This window comes from Actinoplanes solisilvae (genome assembly GCF_003999975.1).
Taxonomy (GTDB): Bacteria; Actinomycetota; Actinomycetes; order Mycobacteriales; family Micromonosporaceae; genus Actinoplanes; species Actinoplanes solisilvae.
Map to the genome: position 1 here is coordinate 117,706 of NZ_RJAC01000006.1, position 24,752 is coordinate 142,457.

Consider the following 24,752-nt stretch of genomic DNA (forward strand, 5'->3'; position numbering starts at 1 on the left):
TGGCGGCCAGGCTACCGTCGGCGGCGCCTCGACGGCGCGGTTGTCCACCGGGGGATGCTCGCCTGCTTTGTTGCACTGAGGTAAAAGTCCGGCGATGACATTGACCGATGACGTTGACTTTGATGATTCTTTGTCAACGTCTCGGGGAAGGTGGCGCGCCCTGGAAACGATCGAGTACGACGTCGTCGTCGTCGGTGGGGGAACGGCCGGGTCGGTGGTCGCGTCGCGGCTGTCGGCGGATCCGCGGGTGCGGGTCGCCTTGATCGAGGGCGGTCCCTCCGACGTGGGTGACCAGCGGATACTTCAGTTGCGCAACTGGATCAACCTGCTCGAGGGCGAGTTCGACTACGACTATCCGATCGTCGCGCAGCCCCGCGGCAACTCGCATCTGCGGCATGCGCGGGCGCGGGTTCTGGGCGGCTGTTCGTCGCACAACACCATGATCAGTTTTATGCCACCGCCCGAGGATTTCGCGGACTGGGTCGACGCGGGTGCGGCCGGATGGTCGTACGAGGAAATGGTGCCCCTGTGGAAACGCCTGGCGGTCACGATCGCCCCGGTCGCCCAACGTGACCGGAACCCGCTGGCCGAAGACTTTGTCACCGCCTGTCACAGCGCGCTCGGGGTTCCGGTCCACGACGACTTCAACGCGGCCCCGTTCGCCGACGGCACGGGGTTCTTCCCGGTCGGCTATCACCCCGAGACCGGCGTACGGTCGTCCGCCTCGGTCGCCTACCTGCATCCGCATCTCGACCGGCCGAACCTCGACATCCTCACCGAGCACTGGGCCTTCCGCCTCGACCCGGAGCGCGGCGTCTCGGTGTCCTCGGGCGGCCAAACCAAGATCATTAAGGCCAGGCACGAGTACGTGTTGTGTGCGGGGGCGATTGACACTCCGCGACTACTTCTGTTGTCGGGCATCGGGCCGGCCGCCGAGCTCGAGCGGCTCGGGATCGCGGTGCGGCACGACCTGCCGGGCGTGGGAAAGAACCTGCTCGACCATCCGGAGTCGCTGATCCTCTGGGAGGCGAGCCGGCCGATCCCGCCGATGTCGGCCATGGACTCCGACGCGGGACTGTTCGTGCGCCGCGAGCCGGGCGCCACGCGGCCCGATCTGATGTTCCACCTCTATCAGATCCCGTTCACGTTCAACACCGAACGGCTCGGCTACGACGTGCCCGAGCACGGCTTCGGGATGACGCCCAACGTGCCGCGCCCGCGCAGCGTCGGCCGGTTGACGCTGGCCGACGCCGATCCGGCGACCAAGCCGCTGCTCGACTTCCGCTATTTCACCGACCCGGGCGGCTATGACGAGCGGACCATCGTGGACGGTCTGCGCCTGGCCCGCGAGGTCGCGGCGACCGAGCCGTTCGCGTCGTGGATCGCGCGGGAGATCGCGCCCGGTCCCGCTCTGCGCACGGACGAGCAGCTCTCGGCGTACGGAAGGGCTGCTCATCACACCGTCTATCACCCGGCGGGCACCTGCCGGATGGGCGCGGCAACGGACGACGCCGCGGTCGTGGACCCGCTGCTGCGATTGCGCGGCGTGCCCAACGTACGCGTCGCCGACGCCTCGGTCTTCCCGACGATGACCTCGGTGAATCCGATGGTGACCGTGCTGATGATCGGTGAACGCGCGGCCGACCTGATCAGCGCCGAGCTGGCCGGACACTAGGGATCGAGGGCCGGATGACACCGATGATCGAGGTCGCGGATCTGTGGAAGGTGTTCGGCCCCCGCCCCGAACGGGTTGTCGGCTCGCCGCTGGCCGACCTGTCCCGGGCCGAGCTGCGCGAGCGTACGGGCTGCGTCATCGCCGTACGCGGGGTCAGCTTCGACGTGCGGCCGGGCGAGGTCTTCGTGGTGATGGGGCTGTCCGGCAGCGGCAAGTCGACGCTGGTGCGGTGCCTGACCCGGCTGATCGAGCCGACCAGCGGCGAGATCGGCATCGGGGGCGAGCCGGTGCGCGCGATGAACCCCTCGCGCCTGCGGGAGCTGCGGCGGCGCCGGGTGGCGATGGTGTTCCAGCACTTCGGGTTGTTGCCGCACCGGTCCGTGCTGGACAACGTGGCCTACGGCCTGGAGATCCAGGGGAGGTCGCGGGCCGAGCGGCATCGCCGGGCCGGTGAGACCCTCGCGTTGGTGGGCCTCGAAGGCCACGAGAACCAGTATCCGGACCAGCTCTCCGGCGGGATGCAGCAGCGGGTCGGACTGGCGCGGGCGCTCGCGACCGATCCCGAGGTGCTGCTCTTCGACGAGCCGTTCAGCGCGCTCGACCCGCTGATCCGGCGCGACATGCAGGCCGAGGTGCGGCGGCTGCACGGCGAGGTGGGCAAGACGCTGGTCTTCATCACGCACGACCTGTCCGAGGCGCTGAGCCTGGGCGACCGCATCGCCGTTCTGCGCGACGGCGCGCTGGTGCAGGTGGGGACCCCGGAAGAGCTGGTGGGCGCGCCGGCCGACTCCTATGTGGCCGACTTCGTGCGGGACGTGCCGCGCTCGGACGTGCTGACGCTGCGCTGGATCATGCGTGAGCCGGCCCCGGGTGAACGCTGCGAGGACGAGCCGCTCAGCCAGCACACGGTGATCCGCGACGCGGTGCATCGCGTGCTGCGCGCCGAGCGCCCGATCCCCGTCGTCGACGGCGTGCGCCGGGTGGGCGTGATCGACGCCGACCGCCTGCTCCCAGCCCTGATCGGCCATCACCGGCAGGTGCCCGCATGACAGCCACCGTTCCCCCGCCGGCTCTTCGGAGCGGGAGGGTGACGCCCACGGCCGGGGAGGTGGCGGCGGTCGGGCGGCGGAGGCGGCCCTGGCGGCGTTTGTGGGCCGTGGTTTTGGGTGTTGTGACGGTGGCTGCTTATGTCGTCTTTCGGACTGAGGGGGCCACAGAGGACGGTGACGCCGCCGCGTTCCGGTTCTTCGACGGCGTGCGCGACTGGGTCGACGCCAATCGGGACAGCAGTCCGGTCTTCCTCTACGGCATCAACTATGTGCGGCTGGGGGTGCGGCTCCTGGTCGACGCGGTGCAGGCGGCGCTCTCCGGGCTCGGCTTCGCGGGGCTGGTCGCCGCGATCACCGGCCTCGGGGTGGTCCTCGCGGGCTGGCGTACGGGGTTGTTGGCGCTCGGCGGTTTTCTGGCGTTCGCGGTGCTCGGATTGTGGGAGCAGAGCGTCGACACGCTGGTGCTGACGGTCTCGGCGGTGCTGCTGTCGGTGGCGATCGGCGTGCCGCTCGGGGTGCTCGCTGCGCGGGTGCGGTGGGTCGGGGCGGCGCTGCGTCCGGTGCTCGACGTCATGCAGATCCTGCCGACGTTCGCCTATCTCGCACCGATGACGCTGCTCTTCCTCATCGGGGAGCCGGCCGCCGTGATCGCCACGATGATCTACGCCGTGCCGGCCACGATCCGGATCACGGCGCTCGGCATCGGCGAGGTGTCGCCGTCCGCGGTCGAGGCGGCCACGGCCCTGGGCTCGACGCGATGGCAACTGCTGCGCAAGGTGCGGCTGCCGATGGCGCGGCCGACCATCGTGCTCGCGGTCAACCAGACAATCATGCTGGCGCTGTCGATGGTCGTGATCACCGCCCTGATCGACGCGCCCGGGCTGGGGCAGAACATCGTGAGTGCCCTGCAACGGGTCAACGTCGGCGCGGCCTTCGACGCCGGGCTGGCGATCGTGATCCTGGCCGTCGTGCTCGACCGGATCACGACGAACGCCGCCCGTCGCGTCCGTCGCTCCCTCAGCATCCGGGGCGGCATCGGAGTCGGTATTGCCGTCGTTGCCGCCGCGTTCATCCCGCTGGGCAGCGCCGATCTCCCCGCCTACTCCTTCGCCGCGCCCGTCAACGACGCGGTCGGCTGGATCGAGCTGCACTGGTATGACGTGACCGAGGGCCTCAAGAACGGCATCAGCGCCGGCGTTCTCGACCCGCTCGAAACCGTGCTGGTCACGAGCCCGTGGTGGCTCTTCGTGGCCGCGGTCGCCGCTTTCGGCACTCTGATCAGCGGCTGGCGGGCCGCCGCCGTGGCCGCCCCGGCCGCCGCGGGCCTGGCCGGGCTCGGCCTCTGGCAGCACTCGATGCAGACCCTCGCCACCGTGCTGGTCGCGATCGTGCTCACCATGCTGATCGGCGTCGCGACCGGCGTCGTCTGCGCCCGCCACGACCGCCTCGCCACCGCCCTGCGCCCCGTGCTCGATGCTGCGCAGACGATGCCCTCGTTCGTCTATCTGCTCCCGGCCGTGGCCCTCTTCGGCGCCAGCCGCTTCACCGCCATCGTCGCCGCCGTCATCTTCGCCGTCCCACCCGTGGTGCGGCTGGTCGAGCGAGGCCTGCGCGACGTGCCACCGGCCGTCGTCGAGGCGGCCCGCTCGGCCGGTTCGACCCCGCGGCAATTGCTCTGGAAGGTGCAGCTCCCGATGGCCCGCGGTGGCCTGCTGCTCGCGGCCAACCAGGGAATCGTCATGGTCCTCGCCATGGTCGTCGTCGGCGGCCTGGTCGGCGCGGGCGCCCTCGGCTACGACGTGGTCGCCGGCTTCTCCCAGCGCGAGCTCTTCGGCCAGGGGCTGGCCGCGGGTCTCGCCATCGTCCTGCTCGGCATCGTGCTCGACCGCCTGACCCAGGGTTTCCACGACTCGAAGGGACCTCGCCGATGAGAACACTTCGGACGGCCGCCACCGCGGCCCTGATAGCGAGCCTGGCCGCGTGCGGCGGTGCCACCTCGGGCGCGGGGGAGGAGAGCGAGCCGAGCGCCGGGCCGAAGGGCACGGTCAACCTCGCGATCAACCCGTGGGTCGGCTACGAGGCGAACGCCGCGGTCATCGCCCACCTGCTCGAGAAGGAGCTGGGCTACACGGTCGAGAAGAAGGAGCTCAAGGAGGAGATCGCCTGGCAGGGCTTCGAGACCGGCGAGGTCGACGCGATCGTCGAGAACTGGGGCCACGCCGACCTGAAGAAGACCTACATCGAGCAGAAGAAGGTCGCCGTCGACGTCGGCCCGACCGGCAACAAGGGCACGATCGGCTGGTACGTACCGCAGTGGATGGTCGACGAGCACCCGGACATCACCGACTGGAACAACCTCAACAAGTACGCGGCCCTCTTCAAGACCTCGGAGTCGAAGGGCAAGGGCCAGTTCCTCGCCGGCGACCCGTCCTTCGTCACCAACGACGCCGCCCTGGTCAAGAACCTCAAGCTCGACTACACCGTCGTCTATTCGGGCAGCGAGGCGGCGATCATCAAGGCGGCCCAGCAGGCCTCGGCGCAGAAGAAGCCGCTGCTCTTCTACTTCTACGAGCCGCAGTGGCTGTTCGCGAAGGAGAAGTATGTGCGGGTGAAGCTGCCCGCCTACAAAACGGGCTGCGACGCCGACCCGAAGAAGGTCGCCTGCGACTACCCCGACTACGTGCTCGACAAGATCGCGAGCAAGAAGTTCGCCGACGCCAACAGCACCGCCTACCAGCTCATCAAGAACTTCACGTGGACCAACGACGACCAAAACCTCGTCTCCGACTACATCACCAATCAGGGGATGACGCCCGAGAAGGCGGCCGAGAAATGGGCGGCCGAGCACGAGGCCACCTGGAAGCCCTGGATCCGATGACCGGCCCCAAGGTCGTCATCGTCGGGGCGGGCATCGTCGGGTGCGCGCTCGCCGACGAGCTGACCGTGCGCGGCTGGACCGACGTCACGGTGCTGGAGCAGGGGCCGCTCTTCGTGACCGGCGGGTCCAGCTCACACGCGCCGGGCCTCGTGTTCCAGACCAACCCGTCGCGCACGATGGCCCGGCTCGCCCGCTACACCGTCGAGAAATACTCGGCGCTCGACTGCTTCGACCAGGTCGGCAGCCTCGAGGTGGCGACCACGCCCGAGCGGCTGCGTGAGCTGCACCGCCGGTTCGGGTTCGGCCAGTCGTGGGGGATCGGCTCGGCCGTGCTCGATCCGGTCGAGACAGCCGAGCTCTTCCCCCTGCTCGACAAGGACCGCGTCCTCGGCGGGCTGCATGTGCCGACCGACGGCCTGGCCCGGTCGATCAAGGCAGCCGAGACGCAGGCGCGCCGGGCGGAAGGCCGGGGTGCCCGATTCATCGGGCAGAGCCGCGTCGCCGAGGTGCTCGAGCGGCACGGCCGGGTGGCGGGCGTGCGCACCGCGACCGGCGAACACCTCGCCGACGTCGTGGTGAGCTGCGCCGGCTTCTGGGGTCCGAGAATCGGCGAGCTGGCCGGCACCACGATCCCGCTGCTCCCGATGGCCCACCAATACGTGCGCACGAGCGGGGTCGGCGCTGCGGACACGATGCCCATCGTCCGCCATCAAGACCGCGACCTCTACTTCCGGGCGCACGGTGAGTCGCTGGGCATCGGCTCCTACCTGCACGATCCGATGCCGGTGAGCCTCGACGAGCTGGCCGAGGGCGGGCACCCGTCGATGCTCCCGTTCACCGCCGGCACGTTCGCCGAGTCCTGGGACGCCGCCGCCGACCTGCTTCCCGTCCTGCGCGACGCCGAACGGACGGACGGCTTCAACGGCGTCTTCTCCTTCACCGCCGACGGCTTCCCCCTGCTCGGCGAGTCCAAGAACCTGCCCGGCTTCTGGACCGCCGAGGCGATCTGGGTGACCCACTCGGCCGGCGCGGCCCGCGAGCTGGCCGAGTGGCTGGTCACCGGCCGCCCCACCTTCGACCTGCACGAATGCGACCTCAACCGCTTCGACGACGCCCAGCTCGCCCCGGCGTACACGAAAGAACGGTCTGTCCGCAGTTTTGTCGAGGTCTACGACATCATCCATCCCCTCGACCCGCCGTCGGTGCGCGACGTGCGGGTCAGCGCCTTCCACACCCGCCAGCGCGAGCTCGGCGCCGTGTTCGGCGAGGCGGCCGGGTGGGAGCGACCTCTCTGGTACGAGTCCAACGCCGCCCCGGCGACGCCGAACGCGCGCGATGACTGGTCGAGCCGCCACTGGTCCCCGATCGCCGAGACCGAGGCCCGCCTCACGCGGGAGCGCGTCGCCCTCTATGACATGACCCCGCTCATGCGTCTGGCCGTCGAGGCGCCCGTTGCCGATCTGCAGCGCCTGACCAGCAACAACATCGACAAGCCGGTCGGTTCGGTCACCTACACCCTGCTGCTCGACGAGGCCGGCGGCGTGCGCAGCGACATCACCGTGGCCCGCCTGGGCGAGGAGCGCTTCCAGCTCGGTGTCAACGGCCCGCTTGACCTGCTGTGGCTGCGGAAGAACGGCATCGACGCGCGCGACGTCACCAGCGGCACCTGCGGCCTGGGCGTCTGGGGTCCGCGAGCCCGCGACCTGGTCGCCCCACTGACCGACATCGACGTCGGACCGGCCGCGTTCCGCTACTTCCAGGCCCGCGAGGGCTATCTCGGCACGATTCCGGTCACCATGCTGCGGCTCTCCTACGTCGGCGAGCTCGGCTGGGAGATCTACACCCCGGCCGCGTACGGGCTCCGGCTGTGGGACACCCTCTGGGAAGCCGGCCGTGACCTGGGGCTGGTCGCCGCCGGACGGGCCGCCTTCACCAGCCTGCGCCTCGAGAAGGGCTACCGGCTCTGGGGCGTCGACATGAGCACCGAGGACACCCCGTACGAAGCGGGTCTCGGTTTCGCCGTGCGTCGGGAGCTGCGAGATGAGACGCCACCACCCAAGAAGCTCACGTGCCTGCGGGTCGACGACGTCGGTATCGTGCCGATGGGCCGCGAGCCGGTGTACGCGGGACGGGCGCCGGTCGGCTTCGTGACCAGCGCGGCCTTCGGGCCCACGATCGGCGCGCCCATCGCGTACGCCTGGCTCCCGACCGCCCTGACCGAGCCGGGCACGAGGCTGCAGATCGGGTATTTCGACCGACGGCTGGGCGCCACCGTCGCCGCCGAGCCGCTGTTCGACCCCGCTCACGAACGGTTGCGCACCTAGAGGAGGCGTCATGTCGGCGTACGACGTCATCGTTGTCGGTCTCGGCGGCATGGGCAGCGCGGCCGCCCTGCAGCTCGCGGCGCGCGGCCACACCGTGCTGGGCCTGGAGAAGTACGGTCCCGCGCACAGCCACGGGGCCAGTCACGGCGGCTCGCGGGTCACCCGGCAGTCCTATTTCGAGGGTCCCGAATACGTGCCGCTGCTGCTGCGCGCCTACGACCTGTTCGACCAGCTCGCCGTCGACTCGGGCCGCGACGTGATCACCCTGACCGGCGGCGTCATGATCGGCCGCCCGGAGAGCCGGACGGTGGCGGGCAGCCGGGCCAGCGCCGAGCAGTGGGGCCTCGAACACGAGATTCTCGACGCGACCGAGCTGCGCCGCCGCTTCCCGACCCTCGCGCCCCGGCCCGACGAGATCGCGCTCTTCGAGGCCAAGGCCGGTTTCGTACGCCCCGAGGCCACCGTCGCCGCGAACCTCGAACTCGCCGGCAAGTACGGCGCTGACCTGCGCTTCCACGAGCCGATGACGAGTTGGGAACCGGTCGGCGACGGGGTGCGGGTCACCACCGGGCAGGGCTCCTACACCGCCGGGCGGCTCGTGATGACGCCCGGCCCGTGGGCACCCGAGCTGCTCGCCGATCTGGGCGTCGAGTTCCGCATCGAGCGCCAGGTGCAGCACTGGTACCAGCCCCGCGGCGGGGTCGAGCCGTTCCTGCCCGACCGGCACCCGATCTACATCTGGGAGGACACCGAGGGCGGCCAGATCTACGGTTTCCCGGCGATCGACGGCCCCGCGGGCGGCGCCAAGATCGCGTTCTTCCGCCGGGGCAGCCTGACCACGCCGGACACGCTCGACACCGACGTGCACGAGGGCGAGATCGCCGAGATGGTCGAGTACTGCGGGCAGCGCCTGCCCGACCTGCCCGGCCGGTTCCTGCGCGGCGAGCCCTGCATGTACAGCACCACCCCCGACGAGCATTTCGTGATCGCGCGCCACCCCGCGCACGAGGCGGTCGTCGTGGCCTGCGGCTTCTCGGGCCACGGCTTCAAGTTCGTGCCGGTGGTCGGCGAGATCCTGGCCGACCTGGCTACCTGCGACGCGACCGTTCACCCGATCGGACTCTTCGACCCCCGCCGGTTCACGCCTACCGTGGAGTAACCCCATGGCCTCGTCGCTGATCCCCACGCTCGCCGGCCACTACTACACCGACCCGTCGATCTTCACCCGCGAGCAGGACCTGATCTTCGAGCGCATGTGGTTCTGCGCCGTCCGCAGCTCCGACGTGGGCACGCCGGGCGCGTTCCGCACTGTGCAGGTCGGCCGGGAGAACCTGCTGATCACGAGAAGCGCGGACGGGTTGGCGCGGGCCTTCCTCAATGTCTGCCGGCATCGGGGAGCGCGGCTGTGCACGGAGGAATCGGGCGCGGTGAAGCGTACATTTCGGTGCGACTATCACGCTTGGGCCTACTCACTTGAAGGAAAGCTCGTGGCGGCGCCCAACCTGGTCAAGATGCCAGACATCGATCAGGTTGAATACGGTTTGCGAAGCGTCGCGGTCAAGGAGTGGCTCGGCTACGTGTGGGTGTGCCTGGCCGATGACCCGCCCTCGTTCGAGCAGGACGTGATGGGGGCCTGCGAGGAGCGCCTGGGCGACCTCGGCGCGATCGAACGCTACGGACTGGAGGCGCTCGAGGTGGGCCGGCGCATCCGGTACGACGTCCGCGCCAACTGGAAGCTCATCATCGAGAACTTCATGGAGTGCTACCACTGCGCGACGATCCACCCCGAGCTGGTGCGCGTGCTGCCCGAGTTCGCCGGTGGCTACGCCGCGCAGTACTACGTGGGCCACGGCGCCGAGTTCGGCCCGGGCGTCGAGGGCTTCACCGTGGACGGAGGTCAGGGTGTCACCCCGATCGGCACCATCGCCGCCGAGCAGGACCGCCGCTACTACGCGATCACGATCAAGCCGCAGGTTTTTGTCAACCTCGTGCCCGACCACGCGATCGTTCACCGCATGTTCCCGCTGGCCGCCGACCGCACGATCGTGGAGTGCGACTGGCTCTTCCTGCCCGAGGTCGTCGCGTCCGGGGTGGATCTCGGTCCCTCGGTCGAGCTGTTCGATCGGGTGAATCGGCAGGACTTCGAGGCGTGCGAGCGCTGCCAGCCTTCGATGGCCTCACGGGCGTACGCCCAGGGGGGTGTGCTCGTGCCGAGTGAGCACCACATCGGCGCGTTCCATTCGTGGGTAACGGACCGACTGCATCAGATTCGGGGTAAATAGTCTCGACTCGGTCACAAGGCTCTGCGCACTGTCCTACTTTTAGCCAGTCCTAGTGGGGCAAATCATCCGAATCGGAGCGCAGAACTGTGTCTTCTTCACGTTCCACGAGGGTGGCCGGGGCTGGCCTAGTAGCCGCCCTCGCCCTCTCGATAGCTACCGCCATAACCCCGGTCGGCGCGTCGGCGGCCACCGCGGATCCGCTGATCGACTACCCGACCTTCAAGGGCGCCGCCGACAGCCTGGACCGTAACGGCGCCGCGGACCTCATCGTCTCGTCGGGCAGCAAGGTCAAGCAGCGCATCCTGCGGCTGACGCCGGGCGGCTACCGCCAGTCGGGCTCGGCCTGGTCGACCACCAAGCTGGACGTCACCGAGTCGTTCGAGTCGACGTTCAAGGCCTACCTTCACCACTTCCGGCCGGGCGCCGACGGCATCGCGTTCGTCGTGCAGACCGAGGGCCCGCGGGCGCTCGGCGGCTGGGGCGGCGGCGTCGGCTACCGCGGCATCGAGCCGAGCCTGGCGGTCGAATTCGACACCTACCAGAACACGTACGACCCGAACAGCAATCACCTGGCCGTCGTGCTGGGCGGAAATCCCAACTACCAGTCGGACGTCGCCGACTCGCCGATCTCGCTGTTCGGCCGGCCGTTCAGCGCCCGGGTCGTCTACGACGCCGAGGACGGCCTGCTGCGGGTCTACATCAAGCGGCTGAGCTCCGGCGCGACCGAGCGGTTGGTGCTGGAGCACGAGATCGACCTGGCCGAGCACGTCGGCGACGACGCGGCGTGGGTGGGCTTCACCGCCTCCACCGGCACCGGCCTGTCGAAGCAGGACATCTATTCCTGGACCCTCGACGGGTCCAGCGCCTGACCAGGTAGTCCGCCGGTGCCGAACGCGGCACCGGCGGCATCCCCGCACGTCCCCACCGAGTCTTGGAGTGAAGTGATGTCTACGGTCCCCTACGCGCGCCCCCAGGCGGGAACCGAGCTGCCCCCGCCGGTGGTCGTCGGCGCGAGTGAGCCCCTGGTCAGCGTCATCATTCCGGCCCTCAACGAGGCGCGGAACCTGCCGCACGTGATGGCCGCGCTGCCCGAGGTCGACGAGGTCATCCTGGTCGACGGCGGCTCGGTCGACGACACCGTCGACGTCGCCCGCCGCCTGATGCCGGGCATCCGCATCGTGCAGCAGAACCGCCGCGGCAAGGGCAACGCGCTGGCCTGCGGGTTCGCCGCCGCCACGGGCGACATCCTGGTCATGATCGACGCCGACGGCTCGACCGACCCGAAGGAGATCCCGAGCTTCATCGCCGCGCTGCGCTCCGGCGCCGACTTCGCCAAGGGGTCGCGGTTCTCCGGCGCCGGTGGCAGCGCCGACATCACGCGGCTGCGCCGGGCCGGCAACCGTTGCCTGAGCACGCTGGTCAACGTGCTGTTCAGCACCGGCTACAGCGACCTCTGCTATGGCTACAACGCCTTCTGGGCCCGCCACCTGGACGTGTTCGACCTGGACAGCACCACCGAGGCCGACCGCCGCCTCTGGGGTGACGGCTTCGAGATCGAGACCCTGCTCAACCTGCGCGCGGCCCGGGCCCGCCTGCAGATCGTCGAGATCCCCAGCTTCGAGCAGCGCCGCATCCACGGCGAGAGCAACCTCAACGCGTTCACCGACGGCCTGCGGGTGCTGCGCACCATCGCCCGCGAGTGGCCGCGCCGCCGTACCGCCCGAGCCGGCGCCCACCGCGCGGTGGAGCGCAGCCGGTGAGGATCGGCGTCGTCACCAGCGCTTACCACCCCGACGTGGGCGGGGTCGAGACCCACGTACGCCGGTTGTGCGCCGCGCTGGTCGCCGCCGGTGACGAGGTCGAGGTGCTCACCCAGCACACGACCGGCTCGGTCGACACGATCGACGGCGTCGTCGTGCGGCGCTTCCCGCTGACCGTCTCGGCCTCGAACTACCGCTTCTCGCTGGGGCTGTGGCGCTGGCTGCGCGGCAACGCGGGCCGCTACGACGTGCTGCACGCCCACAGCTACCACGCGCTGGCCGCGCTGCCGGCCGCGCTGACCAACAGCACCCCGCTGGTGTTCACGCCGCACTACCACGGCACCGGGCACAGCCGGCTGCGCGCCGCACTGCACCCCCTCTACCGGCCGCTGGGCCGCCGCATCGTGGCCCGCGCCGGCCGCATCGTCTGTGTTACGCGGGCCGAGCGGGAGTTGCTGACCAGCCACTTCCCCGAGGCCCGCCGCCGCATGGTGGTCGTCCCCAACGGCACCGACCCGGCCCCCGACCTGGTGGTGAGCCCCGAGCCGGGGCGCGGCATCCTCTGCGTCGGACGGCTCGAGCGCTACAAGCGGGTCGACCGGGTGATCCGCGCGATGACTCAGCTCTCGGCCGAGCACCGCCTCGACGTCGTCGGCGCCGGACCGGCCCGCGAGGAGTGGGAGCAGCTCGCTTCCCGGCTCGGCCTGCTCCCCGACCGGGTCGTCTTCCACGGCCGCCTCGGCGACGCCGCCTTTCACGCCCGGATGGCGTCGGCCGCCGCGGTGGTGTCGGCCTCGGCCCACGAGGCGTTCGGCATGGCCGTTGCCGACGCGCTGACCGCCGGCCTTCCGACCGTGGCGTCGTTCATACCCGCGCACCGCGAGCTGGCCGCGATGGCCGCGCCGGGCGCGCCGCTCTGGCTGGTCAACCCGGATGACGAGGTGGCGCTGGCCGAGGCGCTGCGGGTCGCGGCCGGCAGCCCCCGGGCCGAGCACGGCCGCAACACGCTGCCGACCTGGAGCGACGTCGTGCTGGCGACCCGCGAGATCTATGCGAGCGTGGCGCCTCCGGTCCACGTCATCCAGCAGGCCAGGGCGGGTGCCGGGGCCGGCGACCGATGACCCTGACACGGTTGGTCCCCGACGACCGTCTCGAGCTCGCCGTCACCGTTCCCAGCCCCGCCCCCGCCCGCGAGAGAACCGGCTGGTGTGCCGCCACGCTGGTCGTGACCGGCGCCGCCGGGGCCGCGCTGCTGGTTGCGGCGACCAACGCCGCCGAGTGGGACACCGGCCACCAGTTCGGGTTGTTCTGGCTGGGCATGCTGGTCTTCACGCTGCCCGCGGTGGCGTGGCTGGTGCGCCGCCGCACCGGCGCCCGCCTGCGGGTCGCGATCCTCACCGCCTATGCCTGCTTCACCTACCTGCCGAAATTGCTGCGTACGCCGGACGGCCCGCTCTTCCACGACGAGTTCGCGCACTGGCGCCAGGCCAGCGACATCCTGCTCGACGGCCGGCTCTTCGAGCAGAACCCGATCGTCAAGGTGGTCGGCGACTTCCCCGGTCTGCACTCGACGGTCGCGTCGGTCTCGGCGCTCACCGGCATCTCGATCTGGCACGCCGCGCTCTTCGTGCTGGTCGTCGCGCACCTGCTGGTCGTACTCGGGGTGGCTGTGCTGGCCGAGGAGATCTGGCGCGACGGTCGCACCGCCGCCGTGGCCGCGATCATCTACAGCCTCAACAGCTCGTTCCTCTTCTTCGACACCCAGTTCGGGTACGAGTCGGTGGCGATCGCCCTGCTGGTGTGGACCCTCGTCGCGCTGCACCGGGCGATGCGCGGGCCGGCCGGCCGGGTGCGGCTCGGCTGGTCGGCGGTGACGCTCATGCTCTGCGCGGCGACCATCGCCACCCACCACCTGACCGCGCTCGGGCTGATCGGCATGATGCTGATCCTCTGCGCGGTCGCCTCGGTGCGGGCGCTGCGCCGCCGCACCCCGCGCGCGGTCACCTGGACCGCCTGGGCGCTGACCGGCGCGGCCGCCGCGCTCGTCGTGGCCTGGCTGAGCGTCGTCGCGCCGCGCACCGCCGGCTACCTCGACCCCTATCTGGCCCGCGCCCTCGACCAGATCGCCGGGATGGCCGGCGACAGCGGCGAGGGCGGCCGCACCCTGTTCCGTGAGTCGGTCGCCCCCTGGTGGGAGCAGCTCGCCGCGTTCGGCGCGCAGGGCGTCACGGCGATCGCGATGCTGGCGGCCGCGCTGCGGTTGCGGAGCCGGCCCGAGGGCGACGCGGTGTCGCGCAGCGGCGCGCTGGCCATGCTCGTGCTCGGCTCGCTCTACTTCCCGGCGGCACTGCTGATCCTCACCCCGTCGGGCGCTGAGGGGGCGCGGCGTTCGTGGGCGTTCAGCTACCTGGGCATCGCCCTGGTCGTGGCCCCGGTCGTGGTGGCGATCCTCGAGCGGAAGGCGAAGTTCGCCCTGCTCGCCGTCTGCGCGGTCGTGATGGTCGGCAACACCGCGGCCGGCATGAACCCGTCCTACCGCTTCCCCGGCCCGCCCGTCTTCGGCTCGGACACCCGCTCGTCGACCCCCGAGGTGCAGGCCGCCTCCGACTGGCTGCGCTCCACCCAGGGCCGCGATCTGCGGATCGTCGCCGACCGCTACTCGGGGCTCATCTTCGGCTCGTACGGTGGGCAGCGGCCGGTCACCGGCTCGCACTCGTTCCCCACCTACGACCTCTACCTCGCCCAGCCCGGCCGGGCGGTCTCGCCGCGGCTGATCGAGCAGCTCAGCTCGTGGAACTTCGGCTATCTGGTGGTCGACCGGCGGATGGCCCGCGAGGTGCCGGAGATCCAGATCTATTTCGAGACCAACGAGCCGGTCCCGCACAGCGACAAACCCGCGTTCACGCTCGGACAGCTCACCAAGTTCGACGCCACCCCCTGGACGATCAAGATCTACGACAGCGGGAACATCGCGATCTACCGGTTCGACTTCGACTCGCTCGACCAGCCGGTGCGCCGATGACCACGCCCCGCCTGATCCTGCTGGCCTGCGCCGCGCTGATCGGGCTCGGCCTGGGCGACGAACTGGCCGGCGTCCTGGGCGCCGGCCGGCCGTGGGTCTTCGCCGCCCTGTGCGTGGTCGTGCTGGTCGCGGCGGGCGAGTTGTGGCTGCGGGCGCTGGCCGGCGAGGCGATGCCCCCGGTGCTGCGCATCGGTCTGGCCACCGCGGCCGGGCTGGTCAGCCTGCCGTTCGTGGCGATCGTGCTGCACGTCGCCGGCGTCGGGATCCGGGCCCGCTCGATCGGGGCCGGGCTCGCGCTCGTGGTCACGGTGCTCGGCGCGATCGTTCTTCTGCGGGAGCGCGCCGGTCGCCCGCCCGGCGATCCGCGTCTGCCGGGAGCGATCGCCGCGGTCACGATCCCCGCTCTGCTCGCGGTGCTGACCGGGTTCCTGACGCTGTCCGCGTACGACCGGATGCCGCGCCCGCCCGAGCCCGGCTACACGAGTCTGGCCCTCAACGGCTGGGCCGGAGACATCGACGGTCCGCTTTCCATTCCGGCCCGCGGCGTGGTCGTTCCCCTGCGGGTGAGCCGAGCCGGTCTTCCCGCTGCGGCAGAGCCCCTTCGCGTACGGGTCGGCGCGCGGCTCGTCTCCGGCCGCGCTCTCGCCGTGGAGCCCGGGGTCACCCGCGCGTTCTTCGTCCACGTGCCCGCGCCGCCCGACAGTTGCCTGCACCGCATCGAGATCAGCCTCGGCGTGACCAGCACTGTCTTCTACGGTCGGGGTCCGGCCGGGCGGGGGTCGGCCGGGTGCTGAGGACCGTCGCGCGCGACTCGCTGGCCCGCAACAGCGTGCTGATCATGGCGAGCACGGTCGCCACCGCCGGGCTCGGCTACCTCTACTGGCTGCTGGCCGCCCGCGAGCTGGCCCAGCCCGCGATCGGCGCCGCCACCGCCCTCATCTCGATCGCGACCGTGGTCAGCATGGTGTCCAATCTGGGCATCGGGCACCTGTTCATCCAGCGGCTGCCCGGCACCGGCGTGGCCGCGTGGTCCCGCATCGTCAGCGCCGGCCTGCTGCTCGGCTGCGGCGCCACCACGGTCGCCTCCTTCACCGCGGCCGGCGTGCTGCCCTCGTTGGCCGCGAACTTCGCCTTCCTGCGTAGCTCGTCCGGCGTCGCCGCGCTGGTGGTCACGTCCGTCGCGCTGACCGCGTCGACCCTGCTCGACCACGTCTTCGTCGCGCACCGGGCCAGCCACGGGATGCTCGGGCGCAACCTGGCCCTGGCCGGCGGCAAACTGGCCACCCTCGCGGTGCTCACCGGAGCCGGGTGGGGCGGAGCGGGCGTGGTGCTGCTCGCCTGGACAGTGCCGTCGGTCGCCGTCACGGCGTACACCCTGGTCTCGATGGTGCCTCGGCTGCGGCCCGGCGCGCGGTTGGGTGGGGCGGGGATCGGCGCCGAGGTGCGGCACGTGCAGGGTTCGCTGGGCGGCCACCACCTGATCAACCTCGCCCAGGCCGGTCCGACCGCGCTGCTACCCGTGCTCGTCACCGCGCGGCTCGGGTCCGAGGCCAACGCCCACTTCTACGTGGCCTGGATGACCGCGGCGGTGCTCTTCATGGTGTCGCCCGCGGTGGCGTCGGCGTTCTATGCCGAGCGCACCAACGCGGGCTCGGCCGGCCTGCCGCGCGCCGTAGCCGTCGTGGTCGCCGTGACCGGACCCCCGGCGCTGCTGCTGTTCTTCGCCGGCGACCGCGTGCTCGGGCTCTTCAGCGCGGGCTACGCCGCCGAGGGCGAGCTGCTGCTGCGCATTCTCGTGCTCGCCGCGCTGCCCGACGCGATCACCAACCTGGCCGTCGCCCACTGGCGTTCACTCGGCCGGTTCCGCCGTTGCCTGCGCCTCAACCTGCTGATGGCCACCGTCTGCCTGACCCTGGCCTGGCTCTGGCTGCCCGGCACCGGCATTGCGGCGGCCGGGCTCGCCTGGCTGGCCGGTCAGACCGCCGGGGCCGTGGTCGTCGTCTCCCGCGTCATCCTCCGCGCCCGAAAGGCCCGTGCATGAAGATCCTTCATCTGTCCAACCTGTACGCCCCGGTGATCGGCGGGCTCGAGCGCAGCATCGCCACCAGCAGCGAGGAGCTGGTGCGGCGCGGGCATGAGGTCACCGTGCTCACGCTGGCGACGCCGCTCGCCGCGCACGACGAGGAGATCAGGGGCGTACGGGTGAAGCGCGTACGCAGCATCGCGAACACCCTGCTGCCGGGGATGAATCAGGACGCGACCAAGCCGTTCCACCCGACCACGGCCGACCCGCTGACCACGGCGGCGATCCGGCGGGTGCTGCGGACCGGCGACTACGACGTGGTGCACAGCCACGACTGGATGATGTACAGCTACCTGCCGTTGCGGCACGGCCCCGACGGTCGCCCGCACGTGCACACGGCCCACGACTTCGGGTTCACCTGCGTCAAGAAGACGTTCACGACGGGCGGGCGCGGGTGCGGCGGGCCGCGATTGAGCCGCTGCGTGCCGTGCGCGTCCGAGCAGTACGGCCGGCCGAAGTCGGCGCTGCTGGCGACGGGGCTGCGGGTCCAGCGGCACCGGGGGATCGACGCGCTCACGGCGATCTCGCCCGCGGTCGCCGACGGGGTCGGGCACGGCCGGGTGCCCGACGACCTGCCGATCCGCGTGATCAGCAGCCTGGTGCCGGACGGGCTCGACGCGCTGGCCCGCGCCACGCCCCGACCCGGGTGGCTGCCGGACGGGCCGTACCTGCTCTTCGTCGGGCAACTCGGGCCGCACAAGGGAATCGACGTGCTCTTCGAGGCGTACGCCCGGTTGCCCGAGCCGAAGCCCGCTCTGGTCTGCCTCGGCACCCCGCGGACCGACACGCCGCCGATCCCGCCCGGCGTCGTCGTGCGGCACAACGTCGCGCACCACGAGGTCATGGCGGCCTGGCACGGTGCGGCGGCGGGCATCGTGCCGTCGGTGTTCGAGCCGATGGGGCAGGTCGCGGTCGAGGCGCTGCTGGCCGGGGCGCCACTGATCGCCACCGCGGCGGGCGGGCTGGCCGACATGATCCGCGACGGCGAGACCGGGCTGCAGATTCCCGTCGGCGACCCGGACGCGCTCGCGGCCGCCATCCAGCGCCTGCTCACCGAACCCGGGCTGGCCGCGCGGCTGCGCACGGCCGGTCACCAGCGCGGGCTGGACTACACCGCCGCCCGCGTCGTCCCCCAGATCGAGGAGGTCTACCGTGCCTGCATCGCCACCGCCACCGCTTCCGCCACCGCTTCCCGCTGACGGCCGCACCCGGGTCGTGGTCGTCGGCTCCGGCTGGCGATTCCTCTCCGGGATCAGCTACTACACCTGCCGGCTGAGCAACGCGCTCTCCTCGCGCTACGACGTCGGCGTGATTCTCATGCGGCAACTGCTGCCCACGCGGCTCTACCCCGGCCGCGAGCGGGTCGGTCAGCGGCTCAGTGAGCTTTCGTACGGTCCTGAGGTGCGCGTCTTCGACGGCGTCGACTGGTGGGGGGTGCCGAGCCTGATCCGCGCGGTGCGGTTTCTGCGCGCGTTCCGGCCCGAGGTGCTGGTGCTGCAGTGGTGGACGGGCACCGTGCTGCACTCGTACCTGGTGCTCTGCTTTTTCGCACGACTGTGCGGAATCAAGGTCGTGATCGAGTTCCACGAGGTGCAGGACACGGGGGAGGCGCGGCACCGGTGGGCTTCGCTGTATTGCCGCAAACTGATCAAACCGCTGTTGCGGCGGACCGACGGCGTGGTCGTGCACTCCCGCTTCGACCGGGTCGCGCTGCGTCAGACGTACGACCTCAGAGGTGTGCCGGACGAGGTCGCGCTGCACGGGCCGTTCGACCACCACGCCGTGCCTGAGCGCGTCTCCGTGCCCGTTTCCGTGCCAGCGCCCGTGCCCGTTTCCGTGCCAGCGCCCGTCTGCGTGCCCTCCGCCCGCTCGTCTTCTGAATCGTGCCGCCTACTGTTCTTCGGGACGATCCGGCCGTACAAGGGCCTGGAAGATCTGATCGAGGCGTTCGGGAAGCTGCCGTCGCATTACACGCTCACGGTCGTGGGGGAGACGTGGGAGGGTTGGACCCTGCCGGCCTCGATGATCGCTGATTCACCGGCCGGCTCGCGCATCACGTTCGTCAACCGCTACGTGGCCGACTCCGAGGTGGACGGGTTCTTCGCGGCGGCCGACGTGGTGGTGCTGCCCTATCGGCGCAGCTCGGCCAGCGGGCCGCTGCACATCGCGATGAGTCACGGGCTTCCGGTGGTCGTCACCGCCGTGGGCGGGCTGGTCGAGGCGGCTTCCCGCTATTCCGGTACGACCCTGGTGCCGGCCGGGTCGCCGTCGGCGCTGGCGGGGGCGATCGTGACCGCCACCGCGAACGCCGGAAGGCGGCACACCGACCCCTCCTCGTGGGAGCAGTCGGTGGCCGCCTTCACTCGCTTGTTCGCCCGGATGGGCGTGATCGTCGCTGAGCCCGCTCCTGAGCCCGCTCCTCGGTTCGCTACTCGGTCTGCTCCTCAGGACGCCGAGATCAGCGCGTCGTCGAACCAGACGGTGCCCTTGTTCTCGCCCGACTTGAGGTGAACCTGCATGCTGACCGAGCCGGCCGGGGCTACCCCGTCGACGACCAGCTTGGTCCAGCCCGTGGTGCCCACCGGCAGCCACGTCGAGGACGCGCCGCCCAGCCACTTGTCGTTGGCGTCGAACCAGCTCAGCGCGATCTGGGTGGTGCCGGTGGCGGCGTTGCCCCGGGCCCACACCTCGCCGTGCCACTTCTGGCCCGACTTGACCGGCGCGATCGGGGCGACCCGGTAGGACGGCGAACCGGCGGAGGTCTTACCGGTGTTGGTCATGCTGACCGACCACTTGCCGGTGCGCGCCATGCTCTGCGTCTTGACGGCCAGGCCGAGCTCGGGCAGGTAGGCCCGCCACGGGGTCAGGCCGACGGTCGACTCGAAGCTGGGGTCCATCAGTGAGGCCGGCAGGGCGGTGCCGGTCCAGCCCGCCTTGACGACCGCGGCGGCCGGCTTGGCGCTGCCGTCGACCCGGTAGAGGCCGTAGCTGTACTGCGCCGGGATGCGGGAGACGGCGGACGACGGGATCGCGCCCTGGACGAAGTCGTTGAGCGTCCACGGCGCCACCGACTGCACGCCGGCCGCCTTCGCGCCCTCGAACACGCGGGCCAGGAACGCGGCCTGCTCACCCTCGGTGTTCTGCAGCGTGTTGAGGCCGACCTCGCCGATCACCAGCGGGGCCGGGGCGACGGTGGCCTGCGCGTTCTTGATCACGGCGAGCGCGCGCTCGGAGTTGCCGTAGTAGTGGAAGTCGTAGTAGTCGAGCGGGCTGGCGGTCAGCGCAGCCTTGATCTTGGCCATGCCGGGGGCGCCGCTCTGACCGTCGACCGAGAAGGTCAGCGGCATCGTCGGGAACGCCGAACGCATAGCCGGGACCATCTTCTTGGCCCAGCCGACGGCGGCGGCGTCGCTCGGGTTGAACTCGTTTTGCAGCTCGACCGAGAGGACGCGCTTGTCGTCCTTGTAACGCTTGAGGATCGTGGTGGCCCACGAGGTGCTGTTGGCGACCTCGCCGTAACCGTTCCACCAGTCGAAGAGGGTGAACTTGACGGTCATGCCGCGGGCGGCGGCCGTGTCGACGAACGTGGCGAGACGGTCCTGGTAGCCGTTCCACGGCCGGGGCCAGCCGAACGTGGACGGGAAGATGATGATCCGGACGTTGTCGGCGCCGAGGGCGTCGGCCTTGGCCAGGTCGGCGTCGATCTTGGCCGGGTCCCAGTTCGTCCACATCTTCGACCAGCCGGCGCCGGACGGGTAGTAGTTGAGCGACTTGGCGGTCTTCACCCCGGCGAGGCGCGAGGCGAGGGTGGGGACGGTCGTGGTCGTGGCGGCGACCTTGGCCGTGGTGCCGGTGGTGGTCTTGGCGGTCGTGGTGGCCTTGGCGGTGACGGCCTTCTTGGCGGCGGCGGCTTTGGCCGCGGCGGCCTGGGCGGCCTTCGCCTTGGCCGCCTTCGCGGCAGCCGTCTTGGCGGCGGTCTTGGCGGCGGCGGTCTTGACGGCGGGCTTTGCCGGGGCGGCGGTGGCGGCTCCCGGAAGGGCGAGACCCAGGAGCAGCGACGAGGCCAGGACGGCGGCGAAGCGGCGAGGGGAGATCACGTGGGTGTGCCCTTCGTTAGGTGTACGGAACGGGTTCGGGAGCGACCCCTCCAATCGGTCGGATGGTTTCCTGGTATCGGAATCGCTGATTGCATTGCCGTTGCCGCTGGGTGCGGGCATGGTGCAGCGGCCGGGCACCCTGATCGGTGCCCGGCCGCTGCTTTTCGTTCGGCTACCCGGCCGGGTAGTGCCGCGGGGTGTAGACGAAGGTCTCGCCGTCGCCGCGCAGGACCGCGCGGGTCTGCGACGAGCCGATGATCAGCAGGCAGCGCATGTCGACCGTCGCCGGGTCGAGCTCGGCGAGCGTGGTGACCCGTACGGCCTCGGCAGGCCCGCCGACGTCGCGGCCCACGACCACCGGGGCGTCACCGTCGCGGTGCTGGAGCAGCAGCTCCTTGGCGCTGACAAGCTGCTCGCGCCGGGTCTTCGAGGCCGGGTTGTAGATCGCGATCACCAGGTCGGCGCTCGCCGCGGCGGCCAGCCGGCCCGCGATCACGTCCCACGGCTTGAGCCGGTCGGAGAGCGAGATGACGCAGAAGTCATGCCCGAGCGGCGCGCCCGCCCGGCTGGCCACGGCCTGCGCGGCGGTGAGCCCGGGGACGACCCGCACGGGGACGTCCTTCCACTGCGGGTCCTCGCTGACCTCGAGAACGGCCGCGGCCATCGCGAACACCCCCGGATCGCCCGACGAGACCACGGCGACGCGTCGCCCGCGCTTGGCCAGATCGAGGGCGAACGCGGCCCGCTCGGCCTCGACCCGGTTGTCGGACGGGTGCTTCCGCTGGTGCGATCCGGTAGCAACCCGCTCGAGGTAGGGCACGTACCCGATCAGATCGTCGGCCTGAGCCAGCGCGGCCCGTGCCTCCGGCGTCAGCCACAACGGATCCCCGGGCCCCAGCCCGACGACGGTGACGCTGCCCCTGTTGGGTTCGCGGCTTTCGGGCCCGCGGGCGGAACCTTCGCGCCCATCCGCCCCGCCCTGCTCGCCGTCGGTGGCGGACTCCCTTTCACCCTCCACGAACGCGGTCGCGGCCGGGCTCGGCAGGAGGGCCAGCGAGAAGTAGGGGACCGACTCGGGGTCGACGTCCGCGAGCGGCGACTGCCGTTCGCGGTCGGTGGTGGCGCGCTCGACGTACCAGGCGTCGTCGAGGCGGCCCGACTTGGCGAGGGCCTCTTTGACGCCGTCGAAGGTGCGGCCGAGCTTCATGACGGCGGCCGAGTCGGTGGCGGCCAGGCGGGCGGCCAGTTCGGCGGGCGGCAGCGTGCCGGGGAGCACGGTCAGCACCTCGTCGCGCTCCATCAGCGGCCGGCCCAGTACGGCCGACGCGGCGCTGACCGACGTGACGCCGGGGACGACCGTGGTGTCGTACCGGTGGGCCAGCCTTTTGTGCATGTGCATGTAGGAGCCGTAGAAGAACGGGTCGCCCTCGGCCAGCACCACCACGTCACGGCCGGCGTCGAGGTGGGCCGCGAGCCGTGCTGCCGCCTCGGCGTAGAACTCGTCGATCGCGCCCTGGTAGCCGCCCGGGTGATCAGTGTCCTCGGTGGTCACCGGGTAGATCAGGGGTTCCTCGATCTGTCCCTCGCGCAGGAGCCCGGCCGCGATCGCCCGTGCGTTGCTGCGTCCGTGCCGGGCCGCGTGATAGGCCACCACGCCGGCCGACTCGATGAGCCGCGCGGCCTTCAGCGTGATCAACTCGGGGTCGCCCGGACCGACGCCGACCCCGTAGAGCTTGCCGGTGGTGCTGGGGTTGTCGGTCACTTCACTCCGCCTCGGAGGCCAGGGCGTTGACGGCCGCCGCGGTGATGGCGCTGCCGCCGCGGCGGCCCCGGACGATCAGGTGTTCCAGGTCGGTGGCGGCGAGCGCGTCCTTCGACTCGGCCGCACCGATGAAGCCGACCGGGATCCCCAGAATGGCCGCCGGGCGCGGGGCACCGGCCTCGATCATCTCGAGCAGGCGGAAGAGCGCGGTCGGGGCGTTGCCGATCGCGACCACGGAGCCTTCGAGGCGGTCGAGCCACAGGTCGAGGGCGGCCGCGCTGCGGGTGGTGCCCAGCTTTTCGGCCAGTTCGGGCACGCTGGGGTCGCGCAGGGTGCAGACGACCTCGTTGCCGGCCGGGAGGCGCTTGCGGGTGATGCCGGAGGCGACCATCTCGGCGTCGCACAGGACCGGGGCGCCCGAGAGCAGAGCCTTGCGAGCCACGACGGCGACCTGCGAGCTGTAGCCCAGATCGCGCACCAGATCGACCATGCCGCAGGCGTGAATCATGCGCACGGCGACCCGGGCGACCTCGGCGGGCAGGCCGCTCAGATCGGCCTCGGCCCTGATCGTGGCGAAGGAACGCCGATAGATCTCAGCGCCGTCCTTCTCGTAATCCATCAGTTCCTCCTAGCGGCGGCGACCGCGTGGGCCGTGTCGCCGGTGAATGTCTCCCCGCCCGGCTGCCGGGTCACGGCATAGCCGGCGGGGGTGGCCTCGACCCGCACGTGCGGGCCGGGCGGGCTGCCGCAGCCGCGCGCGCAGCCGATCCAGTGCACCGGCAGCCCGTCCGACCAGGCGCTGGTGTCATCGGCATCGGCGCGCACATCGGCCAGAGATTTCGCACAACCGGGTCGCCCCGCACACGCGGTGACCCCGGCCCAGCGCGACGTGGCGTCGACCGGCAGTCCCGCCTCAGCCAGCGCCCGCGCCCACTGCCGGGCGTCCTCGTGGGTAAGATCGGGCACCACGACCCCGCGCCACGTCGTGAAGACCAGGCGGCGAGCTGTCGTCAGCAGCTGAAGCGCCTTCCCGCCGAGCCGCCCCAGTGGCACCAGGGCTCCCACCGCCACCAGCCCGTCCGGCTGCGGCAGCAGGCCGATCATCGATGTTTCGTCCTCGACGGCGGCGGACGACGGCGCACTCATGAGCGACGGGCCCAGTTCGGCGGCGACCCGATTCGGGCCGTCGGGGAGTTCGTGGAGGCGCCAGGCTTTCGATGCGGTGCGGGCTCGTTCGGTCAGGAAGGCGTGGGCGGCGGCCAGCAGGGCTTCGACGACGCGGTTGGCTGGGATGCGCAGGCCCGTGTCGTGGGCGGCCAGGTGCAGGGTGAACGCGTCTCCGTCGGGGACGGCGGCCACGTCGGCGGTCAGCGGGACTTTGCCCACGGCGAAGAGGAAGCGGCCGGGGAGGGCGGCCAGGGCCGGGTCGGCGCAGAGGGCGCGGTCGAGGCCGGCGACCAACCCGCGGAGCGTGGCGTCGGCCAACGGCGGGGCGGCGATGTTGCGTACGGTCTCGTGGGTCTCGGACGGCAGCAGGCCCGCGGCGTGCAGGTGGGCCGCCAGCACGGTCGGGTCTGCCTCTCGTAGCGCTCTGATCTGCACGTTCGCACGCGAGGTCAGCTCGAGGTGGCCGTCGCCGTAGGTCGCGGCCAACGATGCCAGGACGGCCAGGCGCTCGCCGGTCAGCAGCCCGCCGGGCAGGCGCACGCGGGCGAGCGGACCGTCGGCCGCGGCATGCAGGCGCAGCGCGCCGGGGCACGCGTCGACGTCGGACTGGCGGGCAGGCACGGCCCGGATACTACGTTCGACCCCCGACAGAT

Annotated in this window: 19 protein-coding genes; 15 read left to right on the top strand and 4 right to left on the bottom strand. The window is 71.3% G+C overall.

The window, feature by feature from the left end; genetic code table 11:
* Positions 1 to 130: 130 nt before the first annotated feature.
* From EER30_RS18290 to EER30_RS18355, 15 genes are all read left to right on the top strand, one after another.
* The gene (locus EER30_RS18290; protein ID WP_240670114.1) at positions 131 to 1,675 is read left to right on the top strand and encodes a GMC family oxidoreductase; all 1,545 of its coding nucleotides are present in this window, start codon (positions 131 to 133) and stop codon (positions 1,673 to 1,675) included.
* Positions 1,676 to 1,689: 14 nt separating this feature from the next.
* Positions 1,690 to 2,724 (top strand): quaternary amine ABC transporter ATP-binding protein, encoded by a 1,035-nt coding sequence (locus EER30_RS18295; protein ID WP_127501692.1) that lies wholly within the window; start codon positions 1,690 to 1,692, stop codon positions 2,722 to 2,724.
* Positions 2,721 to 4,655: an ABC transporter permease gene (locus tag EER30_RS18300; RefSeq protein ID WP_127501693.1), complete on the top strand. Its 1,935-nt coding sequence runs from the start codon at positions 2,721 to 2,723 to the stop codon at positions 4,653 to 4,655. Before EER30_RS18295 ends, EER30_RS18300 begins: the two co-directional genes overlap by 4 nt.
* Complete coding sequence (locus EER30_RS18305) at positions 4,652 to 5,602, top strand: ABC transporter substrate-binding protein (protein WP_127501694.1); 951 nt, start codon at positions 4,652 to 4,654, stop codon at positions 5,600 to 5,602. The genes EER30_RS18300 and EER30_RS18305 overlap by 4 nt, the downstream gene beginning before the upstream one ends.
* Positions 5,599 to 7,926, top strand: coding sequence for a GcvT family protein (locus tag EER30_RS18310; RefSeq protein WP_127501695.1), 2,328 nt, complete (start codon positions 5,599 to 5,601; stop codon positions 7,924 to 7,926). Before EER30_RS18305 ends, EER30_RS18310 begins: the two co-directional genes overlap by 4 nt.
* Positions 7,927 to 7,936: 10 nt before the next feature.
* A complete protein-coding gene (gene solA / locus EER30_RS18315) occupies positions 7,937 to 9,085 on the top strand; it encodes an N-methyl-L-tryptophan oxidase (RefSeq protein ID WP_127501696.1) in 1,149 nt (382 codons plus the stop codon).
* 4 nt (positions 9,086 to 9,089) lie between these two features.
* On the top strand, positions 9,090 to 10,208 hold the full coding sequence (locus EER30_RS18320; RefSeq protein WP_127501697.1) for an aromatic ring-hydroxylating oxygenase subunit alpha: 1,119 nt from the start codon (positions 9,090 to 9,092) through the stop codon (positions 10,206 to 10,208).
* Between the two features lie 110 nt (positions 10,209 to 10,318).
* Positions 10,319 to 11,077, top strand: a complete 759-nt coding sequence (locus EER30_RS18325) for an L-type lectin-domain containing protein (RefSeq protein ID WP_240670116.1) — start codon at positions 10,319 to 10,321, stop codon at positions 11,075 to 11,077.
* Positions 11,078 to 11,152: 75 nt separating this feature from the next.
* Positions 11,153 to 11,968, top strand: coding sequence for a glycosyltransferase family 2 protein (locus tag EER30_RS18330; RefSeq protein WP_127501699.1), 816 nt, complete (start codon positions 11,153 to 11,155; stop codon positions 11,966 to 11,968).
* Positions 11,965 to 13,089, top strand: coding sequence for a glycosyltransferase family 4 protein (locus EER30_RS18335; protein WP_127501700.1), 1,125 nt, complete (start codon positions 11,965 to 11,967; stop codon positions 13,087 to 13,089). Before EER30_RS18330 ends, EER30_RS18335 begins: the two co-directional genes overlap by 4 nt.
* Positions 13,086 to 14,990 carry a DUF6541 family protein gene (locus EER30_RS18340; protein WP_127501701.1) on the top strand — a complete coding sequence of 635 codons (1,905 nt, stop codon included), beginning with the start codon at positions 13,086 to 13,088 and terminating at the stop codon, positions 14,988 to 14,990. The genes EER30_RS18335 and EER30_RS18340 overlap by 4 nt, the downstream gene beginning before the upstream one ends.
* A complete protein-coding gene (locus EER30_RS18345) occupies positions 14,987 to 15,784 on the top strand; it encodes a hypothetical protein (RefSeq protein ID WP_127501702.1) in 798 nt (265 codons plus the stop codon). The genes EER30_RS18340 and EER30_RS18345 overlap by 4 nt, the downstream gene beginning before the upstream one ends.
* Positions 15,778 to 17,031, top strand: a complete 1,254-nt coding sequence (locus EER30_RS47110; protein WP_164842370.1) for a lipopolysaccharide biosynthesis protein — start codon at positions 15,778 to 15,780, stop codon at positions 17,029 to 17,031. Before EER30_RS18345 ends, EER30_RS47110 begins: the two co-directional genes overlap by 7 nt.
* A complete protein-coding gene (locus tag EER30_RS18350) occupies positions 17,028 to 18,272 on the top strand; it encodes a glycosyltransferase family 4 protein (protein WP_127501703.1) in 1,245 nt (414 codons plus the stop codon). The genes EER30_RS47110 and EER30_RS18350 overlap by 4 nt, the downstream gene beginning before the upstream one ends.
* Positions 18,226 to 19,584 carry a glycosyltransferase gene (locus tag EER30_RS18355; protein ID WP_164842371.1) on the top strand — a complete coding sequence of 453 codons (1,359 nt, stop codon included), beginning with the start codon at positions 18,226 to 18,228 and terminating at the stop codon, positions 19,582 to 19,584. Before EER30_RS18350 ends, EER30_RS18355 begins: the two co-directional genes overlap by 47 nt.
* Here EER30_RS18355 and EER30_RS18360 read toward each other — a convergent pair.
* From EER30_RS18360 to EER30_RS18375, 4 genes are all read right to left on the bottom strand, one after another.
* Positions 19,518 to 21,170 carry a glycoside hydrolase 5 family protein gene (locus EER30_RS18360; protein WP_240670118.1) on the bottom strand — a complete coding sequence of 551 codons (1,653 nt, stop codon included), beginning with the start codon at positions 21,168 to 21,170 and terminating at the stop codon, positions 19,518 to 19,520. The genes EER30_RS18355 and EER30_RS18360 overlap by 67 nt on opposite strands.
* Before the next feature lie 172 nt (positions 21,171 to 21,342).
* Positions 21,343 to 22,932: a precorrin-2 C(20)-methyltransferase gene (locus tag EER30_RS18365; RefSeq protein WP_127501705.1), complete on the bottom strand. Its 1,590-nt coding sequence runs from the start codon at positions 22,930 to 22,932 to the stop codon at positions 21,343 to 21,345.
* A gap of 1 nt (position 22,933) precedes the next feature.
* Positions 22,934 to 23,551 carry a precorrin-8X methylmutase gene (locus tag EER30_RS18370; RefSeq protein ID WP_127501706.1) on the bottom strand — a complete coding sequence of 206 codons (618 nt, stop codon included), beginning with the start codon at positions 23,549 to 23,551 and terminating at the stop codon, positions 22,934 to 22,936.
* Complete coding sequence (locus EER30_RS18375) at positions 23,551 to 24,720, bottom strand: nitrite/sulfite reductase (RefSeq protein WP_240670119.1); 1,170 nt, start codon at positions 24,718 to 24,720, stop codon at positions 23,551 to 23,553. The genes EER30_RS18370 and EER30_RS18375 overlap by 1 nt, the downstream gene beginning before the upstream one ends.
* Positions 24,721 to 24,752 lie beyond the last annotated feature (32 nt).

What these genes read in the sequence shown, in the direction of transcription:
- EER30_RS18320 (WP_127501697.1), top strand. Translation starts at nt 9,090, where the DNA reads ATGGCCTCGTCGCTGATCCCCACGCTCGCCGGCCACTACTACACCGAC.
- EER30_RS18330 (WP_127501699.1), top strand. Translation starts at nt 11,153, where the DNA reads ATGTCTACGGTCCCCTACGCGCGCCCCCAGGCGGGAACCGAGCTGCCC.
- solA (WP_127501696.1), top strand. Translation starts at nt 7,937, where the DNA reads ATGTCGGCGTACGACGTCATCGTTGTCGGTCTCGGCGGCATGGGCAGC.
- EER30_RS18305 (WP_127501694.1), top strand. Translation starts at nt 4,652, where the DNA reads ATGAGAACACTTCGGACGGCCGCCACCGCGGCCCTGATAGCGAGCCTG.
- EER30_RS18345 (WP_127501702.1), top strand. Translation starts at nt 14,987, where the DNA reads ATGACCACGCCCCGCCTGATCCTGCTGGCCTGCGCCGCGCTGATCGGG.
- EER30_RS18300 (WP_127501693.1), top strand. Translation starts at nt 2,721, where the DNA reads ATGACAGCCACCGTTCCCCCGCCGGCTCTTCGGAGCGGGAGGGTGACG.
- EER30_RS18340 (WP_127501701.1), top strand. Translation starts at nt 13,086, where the DNA reads ATGACCCTGACACGGTTGGTCCCCGACGACCGTCTCGAGCTCGCCGTC.
- EER30_RS18310 (WP_127501695.1), top strand. Translation starts at nt 5,599, where the DNA reads ATGACCGGCCCCAAGGTCGTCATCGTCGGGGCGGGCATCGTCGGGTGC.
- EER30_RS18370 (WP_127501706.1), bottom strand. Translation starts at nt 23,551, where the DNA reads ATGGATTACGAGAAGGACGGCGCTGAGATCTATCGGCGTTCCTTCGCC.
- EER30_RS18350 (WP_127501703.1), top strand. Translation starts at nt 17,028, where the DNA reads ATGAAGATCCTTCATCTGTCCAACCTGTACGCCCCGGTGATCGGCGGG.
- EER30_RS18295 (WP_127501692.1), top strand. Translation starts at nt 1,690, where the DNA reads ATGACACCGATGATCGAGGTCGCGGATCTGTGGAAGGTGTTCGGCCCC.